This is a genomic window from Pseudomonas putida (assembly GCF_003228315.1).
GTDB classification, from domain to species: domain Bacteria; phylum Pseudomonadota; class Gammaproteobacteria; order Pseudomonadales; family Pseudomonadaceae; genus Aquipseudomonas; species Aquipseudomonas putida_S.
The window spans coordinates 3,129,614-3,143,607 of the sequence record NZ_CP029693.1; the positions used below are offsets into that span (position 1 = coordinate 3,129,614).

Here is a 13,994-nt window from a genome sequence, read left to right on the forward strand (position 1 = left end):
ATCGCGAGCAGGCTCGCTCCCACAGGAAAACTGCAGGCAACAAAAAAGCAGCCCGTAGGCTGCTTTTTTCTGCATCGGAAGCTGGACTTAAGCCAGTTTTTCCTTGATGCGAGCTGCTTTACCCGACAGGTCGCGCAGGTAGTACAGCTTGGCTTTACGTACGTCACCGCGACGCTTGACAGCCATGCTGTCGATTTGCGGGGAGTAGGTCTGGAAAGTACGTTCTACGCCAACACCGTTGGAGATTTTACGAACGGTGAATGCACTGTTCACGCCGCGGTTACGCTTGGCGATAACAACGCCTTCGAACGCTTGCAGACGGGAACGATCGCCTTCCTTCACTTTCACCTGAACGACAATGGTGTCGCCCGGGGCAAAGGCTGGGATCTCTTTGGTCATCTGCTCTGCTTCGAGTGCAAGGATGATTTTGTTGGTCATGCTGTGCTCCTAAGGTAAATCGTCTGATCTACCATCGATACGTTGTTAACTATCGTCCCGCTCGCGGAGATATTCCTCGAGCAGCTTCTTCTCTTCTCCAGAAAGCGAGCGGCTTTCCAGAAGATCGGCGCGTCGTTCATAGGTCCGACCAAGGGACTGCTGTAAACGCCAACGCCGGATGTGCGCGTGATTGCCGCTTAGCAATACGTCGGGAACACGCTGATCCGCATACACCTCCGGTCGGGTGTAGTGCGGGCAATCGAGCAGACCATCCGTAAAGGAATCTTCCTCGGCGGAGTCCGCATGCCCTAAAGCTCCGGGCAGCAGTCGTGTAACCGCATCGATCAGGACCATCGCCGGCAGCTCGCCGCCAGACAGTACATAGTCGCCAATCGACCACTCTTCATCGACATGAGCGTCTATAAAGCGCTCGTCAATGCCTTCATAACGACCGGCAATCAGGATCAATGCATCCAGATTCGCCAGTTCGCGTACCGCCGACTGATTCAGTTGACGGCCTTGGGGGGACAGGTAAATCACCTTCGCTCCCTCCCCGGCGGCTGCCTTGGCCTGAACCAACGCGTCTTCCAGGGGCTTGATCTTCATCACCATGCCCGGACCACCGCCAAATGGGCGATCATCCACAGTGTGATGTCGATCCGTCGTGTAGTCTCGCGGGTTCCAACAGGTGAGCTGCAACAGCCCCTGTTTCACCGCCCGACTGGTGATGCCGTACTCGCTGATGGCGGAGAACATCTCGGGAAACAGACTGATCACTTCTACGCGCAAATTAGCCACGCTTAGAAATCCGCGTCCCAGTCCACCTTCATCTCGCCTGCGACCAGGTCGACGGCCAACACGCATTGCTCGGTATAGGGCAACAGGCGTTCGCGATCATCCAGGCTGCCAGCGCAAGGCTTGACCACCATTACATCGTTCGAGCCGGTCTCCAGCAGGTGATCGATCTTCCCGAACAGTTGTCCGAGGGTGTCGATGACCTTGAGACCTTCCAGCTGGTACCAGTAGTACTCGCCGTCGGTAAGCTCAGGGAACAGGTTGCGCGGCACACAGATCTCATAACCGGCCAGAAGACGAGCTTCTTCACGATCATCAAGACCCTTGAGCTTTGCGACCAGGAATTTGTCATTCCCGCGTCCGCTGACCAGCTCTACCTGCTTTACATGGCCGTCACGCTTTAGCGTCCAGGCTTTGTAGTTCAGCAGGTTTTTGATCGGATCAGTAAAGGAATACACCTTCACTTCGCCGCGAACGCCGTGAACAGAGTAAATCTTGCCGATAACGATCAAATCATCAGCAACAGCTGGCGTCGCGTTCATATTGCTCAGGCCGCAGCCTTGGCAGATTCCTTCAACAACTGAGCAACGCGCTCAGAAGGCTGTGCACCAACGCTCAGCCAGTAGGCTACGCGCTCTTGGTTCACGGACAGACGAACTTCCTGACCACGGGCAACAGGGTTGAAGTAACCAACCTGCTCTTTGTGGGAACCGTCACGCGGGTTGCGGCTGTCGGTTACGGTCAGGTGGTAAAACGGGCGCTTTTTGGAGCCGCCAAGGGCAAGACGGATTGTTAGCATGTGAACATCGTTCCTGTAGTCGGTGCTGCAAATCTAAAGGCACAGCGGGCATGGGTGCCCGAAAGGCCGCATATTCTAAGGAATATCCGGACTTTTGCAAATGACTTTTTCCGGCGGCCTATCGGTCGCCATGCAGATTTGCTATAGAGCCGTCGATGAAAACGGCCGGTCAGCTCCCGCCGAGTGCGGGTTTGCTGTATATCCCGCCTCCCTGCGGGTCTGCGCCGATACGACGACCGGCGCGGATTCTTCAGATCTTGGGCATGCCGCCGCCGGGCAACATACCGCCCATGCCGCGCATCATCTTGGCCATCCCGCCCTTGGCGGAGAATTTCTTCATCATCTTCTGCATCTGCTTGTGCTGCTTGATCAAGCGACCAATGTCCTGCACCTGGGTGCCGGAGCCCATGGCGATACGACGCTTGCGCGAACCGCTGATCATCTCAGGGTCACGGCGCTCGGCCGGGGTCATGGAGTTGATGATGGCTTCCATCTGCTTGAACTGCTTCTCCGCCGCACTCTGGGCATTGCCCATCTGCGCCAGGTTTACGCCGCCCATGTTCGGCAGCTTGTCCATGAGGCCGCCGAGGCCGCCCATGTTCTTCATCTGTTGCAGCTGATCGCGGAAGTCTTCGAGGTCGAAGCCCTTGCCCTTCTTCAGCTTCTTGGCCAGTTTGTCGGCCTTTTCCTTGTCGAGGGTCGCTTCGGCCTGTTCGATCAGGCTGAGCACGTCGCCCATGCCAAGGATGCGCGAGGCAATACGCTCAGGGTGGAACGGGTCAAGCGCTTCGCTCTTCTCGCCCATACCGATGAACTTGATCGGTTTGCCGGTAATGGCGCGGACCGACAGGGCGGCACCGCCACGGGCGTCGCCGTCGACCTTGGTCAGGATCACACCGGTCAGTGGCAGCGCATCACCGAAGGCCTTGGCCGTGTTGGCGGCGTCCTGGCCGGTCATGGCATCGACCACGAACAGGGTTTCAACCGGATTGATCGCAGCGTGCAGGGCCTTGATCTCGCCCATCATCTCTTCATCGATGTGCAGGCGACCGGCGGTATCGACGATGACCACGTCGATGAATTTGAGTTTTGCTTCCTTAATAGCCGCCTGGGCGATGTCGACCGGCTTCTGGCTCAGGTCGGACGGGAAGAAGGTCACACCGATGTCGGTGGCCAGGGTTTCCAGCTGCTTGATCGCCGCCGGACGGTAAACGTCGGCGGACACGACCATCACCGACTTCTTCTTGCGCTCTTTAAGGAAGCGCGCGAGCTTGCCGGCAGTCGTGGTTTTACCGGCGCCCTGCAAACCGGCCATCAGGATCACGGCAGGCGGAACGGCACTCAGGTTCAGGTCTTCGTTGGCCGCGCCCATCAGGCTTTCGAGTTCGGCCTGGACGATTTTCACGAAGGCCTGGCCCGGCGTCAGGCTGCGGGACACTTCGGTGCCGACGGCGCGCTCCTTGACCGAGTTGACGAAGTCCTTGACCACCGGCAAGGCAACGTCGGCCTCAAGCAGCGCCATACGCACTTCGCGCAGGGTGTCTTTGATGTTGTCCTCGGTCAGCTTGGCCTTGCCGGTGACATGGCGCAGCGTCTGCGAGAGGCGGTCGGTTAAGTTTTCAAACATTGCGCGATCCTTTCAGGCCCTGAGTAGACCGGGATAATGGCGGCCCGGACCGGAGGAAACATGTTCTCGGCGAGCCTGCGGCGTGGGCAGGTCGCGGATTATAGCGAAGACTGCGTCTGGCGCACACCCGCCGTCAGCTTGACTGGTCTTTCGTGCCGCGGGGGTTCTATGCCAAACTCAGCGACTTTCGGGCTTGCCTAACAGGATTTATGCTCCCCTTGTCACCCAGTTTGCTCACCACCCTCGCCGCCGCCTGTCTATATGCCGCTGCGACTTTCTATCAAGGCACCCGCCTGGCCAACTGCGCCAAGGCGAACAAGCGCCTGCTGGTCACTCTCGGCGTGCTGGCCGTGCTGGCCCACAGCGCCAGCCTGGTCGCCCACCTCCTGACGCCGATCGGCCTGGGCCTGGACTTCTTCACGGCCGCCAGCCTGATTGCCGCCGCGGTCATTGCCCTGACCCTGATCGCCTGCGCACGGATTCCGGTGGAAAACCTGCTGGTGTTGCTTTTCCCGCTGGGGGCGGCGACCGTGTTGCTCGCGCAGTTCGCCCCCGCCGGCACGGTGCAGGTCATCGACGAGGAGCCGGGCATCCTTGCGCATATCCTGCTGTCGATCCTCGCCTACGGCATGTTCACCATCGCGGTGTTCCAGTCCTTGCTGCTGCTGGTCCAGGACCATCAGCTCAAGCACAAGCACCCCTCCGGTCTGATCAAGAACTTCCCGCCGCTGCAAACCATGGAAAGCCTGCTGTTCGGCTTCCTTTGGGCCGGCTGGTCGCTGTTGTCGATGTCGCTGATTTCCGGCTGGTTGTTCGTGGAGAACCTGTTCGCCCAGCACCTGGTGCACAAGACCCTGCTGGCCTGCCTGGCCTGGGTCGTCTTCAGCGTGCTGCTGTGGGGCCGCAACCGTCTCGGCTGGCGCGGACACAAGGCCATTCGCTGGACCCTCGCCGGTTTCTGCCTGCTGATGCTGGCCTATTTCGGCAGCAAGCTGGTCCGCGAATACATCCTGCACATCTGACGGGCGGCATTAATGGACGACTTGCCCTTAGGGCCGATGCTCGCGGTAGTGGTTGTACTGATTCTATGGTCGGCGCTGTTCACCGCCGTCGAGTCCGCTCACCTGCATCTATTGGCCAAGCGCACGGCATCGCGTTCGAGTGACAAGCCGCTGGCCAGACTCAAGTTCCCGCTCAACGGCCTGATTTTCTGCAATACCCTGTGCCGCACGCTGGTGGTGGTCATCTGCACCCTGCTGGCGATTTTCACTTGGGCTGAAAACGGTCCATGGGCGGCATGCCTCGGTGCAGGCGCGGTTTTGCTGGTGTTTACCGACTATTTGCCACGCACCCTCGCCACTCGCCATCCGGATGCGATCCTGGCCCTGGGCAACCAATTGCTGGCGATACCCCTTAAAATCCTTTACCCCGCCGCCTGGCTGCTCAACGCCATCAGCCAGTTGCTGCTGCGCCCATTCGTGCGCAAGGCCAAAGTGGTGCAGCAAAGCGAAGACGAACCACCGAATGAACGGCACGACGACCAGGAGCCCGCCGTCTGCCGCCCGCACTCGCTGCCCGGCATTCATGCGCTGGACAACATTACCGTCAACGACATTCTGGTGCCGCGCAGTGAAGTCGACGGCATTAACCTCGACGACCCGATCGAGGAAATCATCGAGCAATTGCGCCATAACAAACGCACGCGCCTGCCGGTGTTCCACAGCGATATCAACCAGGTCGAAGCCGTGCTCAACACCCGGCAAATCGGTCATTTGCTGGCCGATGGCAGCCTGACCGTGGAGGCCCTGCTCGCCGCCAGTCGCGAACCCTACTTCGTCCCGGAAAGCACCCCGCTGCAATTGCAATTGCTGAACTTCCACAAGCAGCAGCGTCGCCTGGGCATGGTGGTCGACGAATACGGCGAAGTGCTGGGCATCGTCACCCTGGAAGACATTCTCGAAGAAATCGTCGGCGAGTTCGAAAGCCAGCAGAGCCTGAACAACCCGCACATCCACCCTCAGGCTGACGGACGCCTGGTAGTCGATGGCGCCGCCACTATCCGCGAGCTGAACAAAAGCCTGGGCTGGCACCTGCCCAGCGATGGTCCGAAAACCCTGAACGGCCTGGTGACCGAAGCCCTGGAAACCATTCCCGAGAGCGCGGTCTGCCTGAAGATTGGTCGTTATCGCCTGGAAATACTGCAGACCGAGGACAATCGCGTGACGCGGGTGTTGATCTGGCAGACCAATTCGGCACCCGCCATCGTTACGGCCCGGTAGAAGATCAAGGGATCGCTGCCTCCATCGGCGATTTTTTTGTCCTTGTTGATTCGTTAGCTCCCTTCCTATAATCGCTCCGCTTACCCAAGCCCCTTCTGCACCGTGCTACCCGCACCCCGCTGCAAGCCCACATCCCTGGGTGTTCGACCATAATAATTCGCTCCACAGGAGCACATGACTGTCAGGGATAACCGCATGACGACCAGCACGACTTACAGCGATTCCACACCTGCGCAACCGACAAACTCCGCCGGCCGCGTGGCCACGGCGAGCTTCATCGGCACCGCCATCGAGTTCTACGATTTCTACGTCTATGCCACCGCCGCGGCGCTGGTGATCGGCCCGGTGTTCTTTCCGCAGACTTCCGGCACAGCACAGATGCTGTCGGCCTTCCTGACCTTCGGCATCGCCTTCCTCGCCCGCCCACTGGGTTCGGCGCTGTTCGGTCACTTCGGTGATCGCATTGGCCGCAAATCGACCCTGGTGGCCTCCCTGCTATTGATGGGCGTGTGCACCACGCTGATCGGCGTACTACCGGGTTACGACAGCATCGGCGCCTGGGCGCCCATCCTGCTGTGCGTTTTGCGCTTCGGCCAGGGACTTGGACTGGGCGGCGAATGGGGTGGTGCGGCATTGCTCGCCACCGAGAACGCACCCAAAGGCAAACGCGCCTGGTTCGGCATGTTCCCGCAACTCGGTCCATCCATCGGCTTTCTGGCGGCCAACGGCCTGTTCCTGACGCTGGCAATGGTCCTGAACGACGAACAGTTCCGTTCCTGGGGCTGGCGCATTCCGTTCCTGCTCAGCGCCGCCCTGGTGATGGTCGGCCTGTACGTGCGCCTCAAACTTCACGAAACACCGGTGTTCGCCAATGCGGTGGCCCGCGAGGAACGGGTGAAGGTCCCACTGGTCGAGTTGTTCAGCCAGTACTGGCTGCCGGTATTGCTGGGCGCCGGCGCGATGGTGGTGTGTTACGCCTTGTTCTACATCTCCACCGTGTTCTCCCTCAGCTACGGTGTGGCGACGCTCGGCTACAGCCGCGAAACCTTCCTCGGCCTGCTGTGCTTCGCCGTGCTGTTCATGGCAGCGGCTACGCCCCTGTCGGCCTGGGCCAGCGACCGATTCGGGCGCAAACCGATCCTGATCATCGGTGGCGTACTGGCCATCCTTTCCGGATTCCTCATGGAACCGCTGCTGACCCACGGCACAACCTGGGGTGTGGCGCTGTTCCTGTGCATCGAACTGTTTCTGATGGGCGTCACGTTCGCACCGATGGGTGCGTTGCTGCCGGAGCTGTTCCCGACTCGCGTGCGTTATACCGGCGCATCGGCGGCCTACAACCTGGGCGGGATCGTCGGTGCCTCGGCGGCACCGTTCTTTGCCCAGAAGCTGGTGGCGATGGGCGGCTTGAGTTATGTCGGCGGGTATGTGTCCGCGGCGGCGGTGCTGAGTTTGATTGCCGTGCTGTGCCTGAAGGAAACGCGGCATAACGATTTGAATCGGGTTGCCTGACCCGACGCCATCGCGGGCAAGCCTTGCTCCCACAGGATTGGTTTCGAACCCCAATTATGTGGTCGACCTTAAACCTGTGGGAGCAAGGCTTGCCCGCGAAGGCGTCCTTACAAACAAAACACATCTCCAGCCGGTCGCGAATTTTCCCCCATCCTTGGTCCCCTCGCTCTACGCGTAACACTTTATCCCCGCTATACTCATCGGCTTTTCCTGAATAAATGCCAATAGGGTCCCGCCGCGCATGGATAAGACCTACCAGCCGCACGCCATTGAAACTTCCTGGTACAACACCTGGGAGTCCGAGAATTACTTCGCCCCGCAAGGCGCGGGCGAGTCCTACACCATCATGATCCCGCCGCCGAACGTCACCGGCAGCCTGCATATGGGTCATGGCTTCAACAACGCGATCATGGACGCCCTGATCCGTTTCCGCCGCATGCAGGGTCGCAATACCCTGTGGCAGCCGGGTACCGACCACGCCGGTATCGCCACGCAAATGCTGGTGGAGCGTCAACTCGAAGCCCAGGGCCAGAATCGCCATGATCTGGGCCGCGACAAATTCCTCGAGAAAGTCTGGGAGTGGAAGGATCAGTCCGGCGGCAACATCAGCCGTCAGATCCGCCGCCTCGGTTCGTCCGTGGACTGGAGCCGCGAGCGCTTCACCATGGATGACGGTCTTTCCGAAGCCGTTAAAGAAGCCTTCGTGCGCCTGCACGAAGACGGTCTGATCTACCGCGGCAAGCGCCTGGTCAACTGGGACACCAAGCTGCACACGGCGATTTCCGACCTCGAAGTGGAAAACCACGACGAGAAAGGCTTCCTGTGGAACCTGAAGTACCCGCTGGCCGATGGCGCCAAAACCGCTGAAGGCAACGATTACCTGATCGTCGCGACCACGCGTCCGGAAACCATGCTCGGCGACTCCGCCGTAGCCGTTAACCCGAACGACGAACGCTACCAGGCCCTGATCGGCAAATTCGTCGAGCTGCCGCTGGTCGGCCGCCGCATCCCGATCATCGCCGACGATTACTGCGATCCTGAATTCGGCACCGGCTGCGTGAAAATCACCCCGGCCCACGATTTCAACGACTACGAAGTCGGCAAGCGCCACAACCTGCCGCTGCTGAACATCTTCGACAAGAACGCCAACGTTCTGCCTGCGGTCCAGGCGTTCAACCTCGACGGCACGCTGAACGAGAGCATCGACGGCAAGATCCCGGCCGAATACGCAGGCCTTGAGCGTTTCGAAGCGCGCAAGCAGATCGTCGCCGCCTTCGACGCCGCAGGCCTGTTGGTCAGCGTCAACGATCACGCCCTGAAAGTGCCGAAAGGCGACCGCTCCGGCACCATCATCGAGCCGTGGCTGACCGACCAGTGGTACGTCTCCACCAAGCCGCTGGCCGAGCCTGCGATCGCCGCCGTTGAAGACGGCCGCATCCAGTTCGTGCCCAAGCAGTACGAAAACATGTACTTCTCGTGGATGCGTGACATCCAGGACTGGTGCATCAGCCGTCAGTTGTGGTGGGGCCACCGCATTCCGGCCTGGTACGACGAGTCGGGCAAAGTTTACGTCGGTCGCGACGAAGCCGAAGTGCGCGCCAAGCACAACATCGGTCCTGATGTTGCGCTGCAACAGGACAACGACGTCCTCGACACCTGGTTCAGCTCGGGCCTGTGGACCTTCTCCACCCTGGGCTGGCCGGAAAAGACCGAGTTCCTGAAGAAATTCCACTCCACCGACGTGCTGGTCACTGGCTTCGACATCATTTTCTTCTGGGTCGCCCGGATGATCATGCTGACCATGCACCTGATCAAGAACGAGGACGGCACCCCGCAGGTTCCGTTCAAGACCGTTTACGTGCACGGTCTGGTGCGTGATGGCCAGGGCCAGAAGATGTCCAAGTCCAAGGGCAACGTCCTGGACCCGCTGGACATCATCGACGGTATCGAACTCGAAACCCTCGTGCAGAAGCGCACCTCGGGCCTGATGCAGCCGAAACTGGCGAAGAAGATCGAGAAGGCGACCCGCGAGGAGTTCGCCGAGGGTATCGCCAGCTACGGCACCGACGCCCTGCGCTTCACCTTCTGCTCGCTGGCGTCCACCGGTCGCGACATCAAGTTCGACATGGGCCGCGTCGAAGGCTATCGCAACTTCTGCAACAAGATCTGGAACGCTGCGCGCTACGTGTTGGACAAGGGCGAAGACTGCGGCCAGAACGGCGAAGCCTACGAGCTGTCGCTGGCTGATCGCTGGATCATTTCCCAGCTGCAACGCACCGAAGCCGAAGTGACCCGCCAGCTGGATCAATTCCGTTTCGACCTGGCCGCACAAGCCTTGTACGAGTTCATCTGGAACCAGTATTGCGACTGGTACCTGGAACTCTCCAAGCCTGTGCTGTGGGACGAGAACGCGCCGGTCGAGCGTCAGCGCGGCACCCGTCGCACGCTGGTTCGCGTACTGGAAGTGGCCCTGCGCCTGGCGCACCCGTTCATGCCATTCATCACCGAAGAAATCTGGCAGCGCATCGCGCCGCTGGCCGGTATCGAAGGCAAGACCATCATGCTGCAGCCCTGGCCAGTGGCCAACGAAGCACGCATCGATCAGGCCGCCGAAGACGACATTGAATGGCTCAAGGGCCTGATGCTCGGCACACGCAACATTCGTGGCGAAATGAACATCGGCCCGGGCAAACCGCTGCCGCTGTTCCTGAAGAACGTCAGCGCCGAGGATCAGCGTCGCCTGACCGAAAACGAAGCACTGCTGAAGAAACTGGCACGCCTGGAATCGATCACCGTGTTGGCCGCTGGCGAAGAAGCACCACTGTCCGCCACCGCACTGGTCGGCGAGATGGAAGTGCTGGTGCCAATGGCCGGCCTGATCGACAAGGGTGCGGAACTGGCGCGCCTGGACAAGGAAATCCAGCGCCTGCAAGGCGAAGTGCAACGCGTTGGCGGCAAGCTGTCGAACGCTGGCTTCGTCGATAAGGCACCCGCTGAAGTGATCGAGAAGGAACGCGCCAAACTGGCCGAGGCTGAACAGGCCCTGGGCAAGCTGGCGGAGCAACATGCGCGGATTGCCAGTCTGTAACGGCAAATCGTGATGAAAGAGGGAGGCCCATGTGGTCTCCCTTTTTTATGCCCGCCATTGTCCAAACCCCATAGCCCCTGTAGGAGCAAGGCTTGCCCGCGATGACGCCTTCGAAATCGCCATCGCGGGCAAGCCTTGCTCCTACAGGTCCCCGTGCTGTCATTGTCTGTGGGACAATGCCCGCCACTTTTTGCCATACCTGAATCGACCACGCCCATGAACACCCCTCGTACCCCCAAACCCGCGCGTAAAAAGCCCGACACGAAGACCCAGGCCAAAGCCGTGGAGCCTCGGGAAAAGGCCAGCCTGCACCCGCGCAATCGCCATCAGGGTCGCTACGACTTTCCCGCGCTGATCAAAAGCACGCCGGAATTGGGCAAGTTCGTGATCATCAATCCGTACGGCAAGGAAAGCATCGACTTCGCCAGCCCCGAGGCGGTGCGGGTGTTCAATCGGGCGCTGCTCAAGGCGTTCTACGGTATCGCCCATTGGGACATTCCCGCCGACTACCTGTGCCCACCGGTGCCGGGACGTGCCGACTACGTGCACTTCCTCGCCGACCTGCTGGCCAGCGGCAATGATGGTGTGATCCCCCGTGGCGCCGCCGTGAAGGTGCTGGACGTGGGTACCGGCGCCAACTGCGTGTATCCGCTGATCGGCCATAGCGATTACCGCTGGCATTTCCTCGGCTCCGACATCGACGCCACCGCCATCGCCGCCGCCAAAACCATCATTGCGGCCAACGGCCTGAACAAGGCCATCCAGATTCGCCAGCAAAGCAACCGCAAGCAGATTCTCCTGGGCCTGTTGGAGAGCGATGAACGGTTCGACCTGACGATGTGCAATCCACCGTTCCATTCATCCCTGGAAGAGGCCACCCGTGGCAGCAGCCGCAAATGGCGCGCGCTGGGCAAGGCCGATCCGAAGCGCAAGCTACCGGTACTGAATTTCGGTGGGCAGGCAGCTGAATTGTGGTGCGAGGGCGGCGAGGTGCGCTTCGTCACGCAATTGATCAGCGAGAGCGCACAGGTGGGGCAACAGGTGTTGTGGTTCAGCACCCTGGTGTCGAAAGCCTCGAACCTGCCGGCGATGCAAACCGCACTGAAAAAGGCCGGCGCGCTGGAGAGCCATGTGGTGGAGATGTCACAAGGTCAGAAGCAGAGTCGATTCGTAGCGTGGACCTTCCAGACCCCGGCTCAACAGCAAGTTTGGCGCGAGCGCTGGACGCAAAAATCCCTGTAGGAGCGAGCCTGCTCGCGATGGCGGTGGATCAGCCACCTTCTTTAGTGACCGACATACCGCCATCGCGAGCAGGCTCGCTCCTACAGTTATTTGCTGTGGTGATTGCGGGTAAATCACAGACACAAAAAAACCGTGCCCGGATCGCTCCGGCGCACGGTTTTTTTTCTGCGTCTTACTTGTTCACAGAGTCGGTCAGGGCTTTGGCCACAACCAGCTTGATCACTTTCTTGGCAGGGATTTCGATGGCAGCGCCGGTCGAAGGGTTACGGCCGGTGCGGGCAGGACGCTCAGTCACTTTCAGTTTGCCGATGCCTGGCAGGGTGATTTCGCCGCCGTTTTCCAGCTGATCGGCAACGATTTGGCCCAGTTGGTCCAGAGCGTTACGCGCGGTGGTTTTTGGCGCGTCGATGGCTTCAGCGATGTCGGCGATCAGTTGGTCTTTAGTAAGAGCCATGTAGTGTTCCTTCCCTATCAAATTTCATATGGATTGCAGAGTGCAGTGTCAGCCATCGAGCCCGATCTTCTGGATCTGGCACCCTCGGCGATAACCGCGACGAGTCGGGTTATAGATACCGAAATCAGGGTTTGGTTCGACCTGACATTTGCTGACTGCACGCTTAACGCAGTGACTTCGCGCAAGACCGCGCAAAACTAGCACAGAGACGGGGAAATATCCGCTTCCAGCGACCCGTTTGGTCAGCTTTATTGCTCTAAATCGGGAAAAAACAGCATAAGCGCCGTCGGTCGCCGCGCAATTGCCCTTCGTGCCGCGCCAAAACCAGTGGTTGCGGTACACTTAGCGCTTTTTCGGGGGAGCCCGCCCTCCTCCTTTCAACCAGCCGAGAAGCCCATGCCGATCCGTCATTGCATCGTCCACCTGATCGACAAAAAACCCGACGGCACCCCCGCAGTTCTCCACGCTCGCGATTCTGAGCTGGCCGAGTCCGCCGCCATCGAGAACATGCTTGCCGACCTCAATGAGAGCTACAACGCCAAACAGGGCAAAGCCTGGGGCCTGTTTCATCCGGAGTCCGGCGCCTTCCCCTTCAGCGGCTGGCTGAAGGAATACCTCGAGGGCGGCCAGGACTTCACCGCCTTCAGCCGCGTGGCGGTGGAGCATCTGCAAAAACTGATGGAAGAGTCGAACCTCTCGGTGGGTGGCCATGTGCTGTTCGCGCATTATCAGCAAGGCATGACCGACTACCTGGCCATCGCCCTGCTGCACCACAGCGAAGGCGTGGCAGTGACCGACGAACTGGACGTGACCCCGTCCCGTCACCTGGACCTGGGCCAACTGCATCTGGCAGCGCGCATCAACGTTTCCGAGTGGCAGAACAACAAGCAGTCCAAGCAGTACATTTCGTTCATCAAGGGCAAGAACGGCAAGAAGGTCTCGGAATATTTCCGCGACTTTATCGGCTGCCAGGAAGGCGTGGATGGCCCCGGCGAAACCCGCACCCTGCTCAAGGCCTTCAGTGACTTCGTCGAAAGCGAAGACTTGCCGGAAGACTCCGCCCGGGAAAAAACCAAGACCCTGGTGGATTACGCCAGCAGCCAGGCCAAGCTCGGCGAGCCCATGGGCCTGGAAGAACTGTCGGAGCTGATCGACGAAGAACGCCCGAAAGCCTTCTACGATCACATTCGCAACAAGGACTACGGCCTGTCACCGGAAATCCCGGCCGACAAGCGCACCCTGAACCAGTTCCGCCGCTTCACCGGTCGCGCCGAAGGCTTGTCCATCAGCTTCGAAGCGCACCTGCTGGGTTCGAAGATCGAATATGACGAAGAAGCCGGGACCCTGATCATCAAAGGCCTGCCAACGTCACTGACCGATCAGCTCAAGCGTCGCAGCTGATGCTGGGCAATGTGCTGAAGAAATTCCTGCTGATCCTGCTCGTGGTCGTGGTTTATCAGAACTGGGGCAAGATCGAGCGGGTGTTCAACCCGTCGCAAATGGTGTCCGAGCAGACGCAGGCCACGGCCAAAGTCGTGCTCTACAGCACCGAATGGTGCGGCTACTGCAAACTGACCCGGCGCTTTCTCGACCAGAAAGGCATTCCGTACAAGGAATTCGATATCGAGAAAGACGCCGAGGCACGCAAGGCCTATCAGGCGCTGGGCGGCGGCGGGATTCCGTTCATCGATGTGAACGGAACGCTGATTCGCAAGTACGACCCGGATGCGATTCTGGCGGCCCTGAAATAATCCAGTCCC

13 protein-coding genes are annotated in these 13,994 nt (G+C 59.9%); 7 read left to right on the top strand and 6 right to left on the bottom strand.

Going from position 1 to position 13,994, the window contains the following annotated elements; genetic code table 11:
• Positions 1 to 87: 87 nt before the first annotated feature.
• The 5 genes from rplS to ffh all read right to left on the bottom strand — a co-directional run bounded on the left by rplS (position 88) and on the right by ffh (position 3,659).
• Positions 88 to 438, bottom strand: a complete 351-nt coding sequence (gene rplS, locus DKY63_RS14530; protein ID WP_009047143.1) for a 50S ribosomal protein L19 — start codon at positions 436 to 438, stop codon at positions 88 to 90.
• 45 nt (positions 439 to 483) lie between these two features.
• A complete protein-coding gene (gene trmD, locus DKY63_RS14535; protein WP_110964737.1) occupies positions 484 to 1,236 on the bottom strand; it encodes a tRNA (guanosine(37)-N1)-methyltransferase TrmD in 753 nt (250 codons plus the stop codon).
• 2 nt (positions 1,237 to 1,238) lie between these two features.
• Complete coding sequence (gene rimM / locus DKY63_RS14540) at positions 1,239 to 1,775, bottom strand: ribosome maturation factor RimM (protein ID WP_110964738.1); 537 nt, start codon at positions 1,773 to 1,775, stop codon at positions 1,239 to 1,241.
• Positions 1,776 to 1,780: 5 nt separating this feature from the next.
• Complete coding sequence (gene rpsP / locus DKY63_RS14545; RefSeq protein WP_007972721.1) at positions 1,781 to 2,032, bottom strand: 30S ribosomal protein S16; 252 nt, start codon at positions 2,030 to 2,032, stop codon at positions 1,781 to 1,783.
• Positions 2,033 to 2,282: 250 nt separating this feature from the next.
• Positions 2,283 to 3,659: a signal recognition particle protein gene (gene ffh / locus DKY63_RS14550; protein WP_110964739.1), complete on the bottom strand. Its 1,377-nt coding sequence runs from the start codon at positions 3,657 to 3,659 to the stop codon at positions 2,283 to 2,285.
• A 209-nt stretch (positions 3,660 to 3,868) separates the two neighbouring features.
• On the opposite strand from ffh, the gene DKY63_RS14555 reads away from it, so the two are divergent.
• From DKY63_RS14555 to rlmF, 5 genes are all read left to right on the top strand, one after another.
• Entirely contained in the window at positions 3,869 to 4,681 is an 813-nt protein-coding gene (locus DKY63_RS14555; RefSeq protein ID WP_110964740.1) for a cytochrome C assembly family protein, read from the top strand.
• Positions 4,682 to 4,693: 12 nt separating this feature from the next.
• On the top strand, positions 4,694 to 5,938 hold the full coding sequence (locus DKY63_RS14560) for an HlyC/CorC family transporter (RefSeq protein ID WP_110964741.1): 1,245 nt from the start codon (positions 4,694 to 4,696) through the stop codon (positions 5,936 to 5,938).
• A gap of 195 nt (positions 5,939 to 6,133) precedes the next feature.
• Positions 6,134 to 7,450: an MFS transporter gene (locus tag DKY63_RS14565; RefSeq protein WP_110964742.1), complete on the top strand. Its 1,317-nt coding sequence runs from the start codon at positions 6,134 to 6,136 to the stop codon at positions 7,448 to 7,450.
• Positions 7,451 to 7,691: 241 nt separating this feature from the next.
• The gene (locus DKY63_RS14570) at positions 7,692 to 10,538 is read left to right on the top strand and encodes a valine--tRNA ligase (RefSeq protein WP_110964743.1); all 2,847 of its coding nucleotides are present in this window, start codon (positions 7,692 to 7,694) and stop codon (positions 10,536 to 10,538) included.
• 216 nt (positions 10,539 to 10,754) lie between these two features.
• Positions 10,755 to 11,780, top strand: a complete 1,026-nt coding sequence (rlmF, locus tag DKY63_RS14575; protein WP_110964744.1) for a 23S rRNA (adenine(1618)-N(6))-methyltransferase RlmF — start codon at positions 10,755 to 10,757, stop codon at positions 11,778 to 11,780.
• Positions 11,781 to 11,952: 172 nt separating this feature from the next.
• Here the strand turns inward: rlmF and DKY63_RS14580 are convergent, their stop codons facing one another.
• Entirely contained in the window at positions 11,953 to 12,234 is a 282-nt protein-coding gene (locus tag DKY63_RS14580) for an HU family DNA-binding protein (RefSeq protein ID WP_110964745.1), read from the bottom strand.
• 396 nt (positions 12,235 to 12,630) lie between these two features.
• On the opposite strand from DKY63_RS14580, the gene yejK reads away from it, so the two are divergent.
• Together yejK and DKY63_RS14590 are read left to right on the top strand one after the other, a co-directional pair.
• Entirely contained in the window at positions 12,631 to 13,635 is a 1,005-nt protein-coding gene (gene yejK, locus DKY63_RS14585; protein WP_110964746.1) for a nucleoid-associated protein YejK, read from the top strand.
• The gene (locus DKY63_RS14590) at positions 13,635 to 13,985 is read left to right on the top strand and encodes a glutaredoxin family protein (RefSeq protein WP_110964747.1); all 351 of its coding nucleotides are present in this window, start codon (positions 13,635 to 13,637) and stop codon (positions 13,983 to 13,985) included. Before yejK ends, DKY63_RS14590 begins: the two co-directional genes overlap by 1 nt.
• Positions 13,986 to 13,994: the final 9 nt, after the last annotated feature.

Bases quoted from the DNA above. Each gene is read 5' to 3' on its own strand.
- rlmF (WP_110964744.1), top strand. From the start codon at position 10,755: ATGAACACCCCTCGTACCCCCAAACCCGCGCGTAAAAAGCCCGACACG.
- DKY63_RS14580 (WP_110964745.1), bottom strand. From the start codon at position 12,234: ATGGCTCTTACTAAAGACCAACTGATCGCCGACATCGCTGAAGCCATC.
- DKY63_RS14570 (WP_110964743.1), top strand. From the start codon at position 7,692: ATGGATAAGACCTACCAGCCGCACGCCATTGAAACTTCCTGGTACAAC.
- DKY63_RS14555 (WP_110964740.1), top strand. From the start codon at position 3,869: ATGCTCCCCTTGTCACCCAGTTTGCTCACCACCCTCGCCGCCGCCTGT.
- rplS (WP_009047143.1), bottom strand. From the start codon at position 438: ATGACCAACAAAATCATCCTTGCACTCGAAGCAGAGCAGATGACCAAA.
- DKY63_RS14565 (WP_110964742.1), top strand. From the start codon at position 6,134: ATGACGACCAGCACGACTTACAGCGATTCCACACCTGCGCAACCGACA.
- rimM (WP_110964738.1), bottom strand. From the start codon at position 1,775: ATGAACGCGACGCCAGCTGTTGCTGATGATTTGATCGTTATCGGCAAG.
- yejK (WP_110964746.1), top strand. From the start codon at position 12,631: ATGCCGATCCGTCATTGCATCGTCCACCTGATCGACAAAAAACCCGAC.
- ffh (WP_110964739.1), bottom strand. From the start codon at position 3,659: ATGTTTGAAAACTTAACCGACCGCCTCTCGCAGACGCTGCGCCATGTC.
- DKY63_RS14560 (WP_110964741.1), top strand. From the start codon at position 4,694: ATGGACGACTTGCCCTTAGGGCCGATGCTCGCGGTAGTGGTTGTACTG.
- DKY63_RS14590 (WP_110964747.1), top strand. From the start codon at position 13,635: ATGCTGGGCAATGTGCTGAAGAAATTCCTGCTGATCCTGCTCGTGGTC.
- rpsP (WP_007972721.1), bottom strand. From the start codon at position 2,032: ATGCTAACAATCCGTCTTGCCCTTGGCGGCTCCAAAAAGCGCCCGTTT.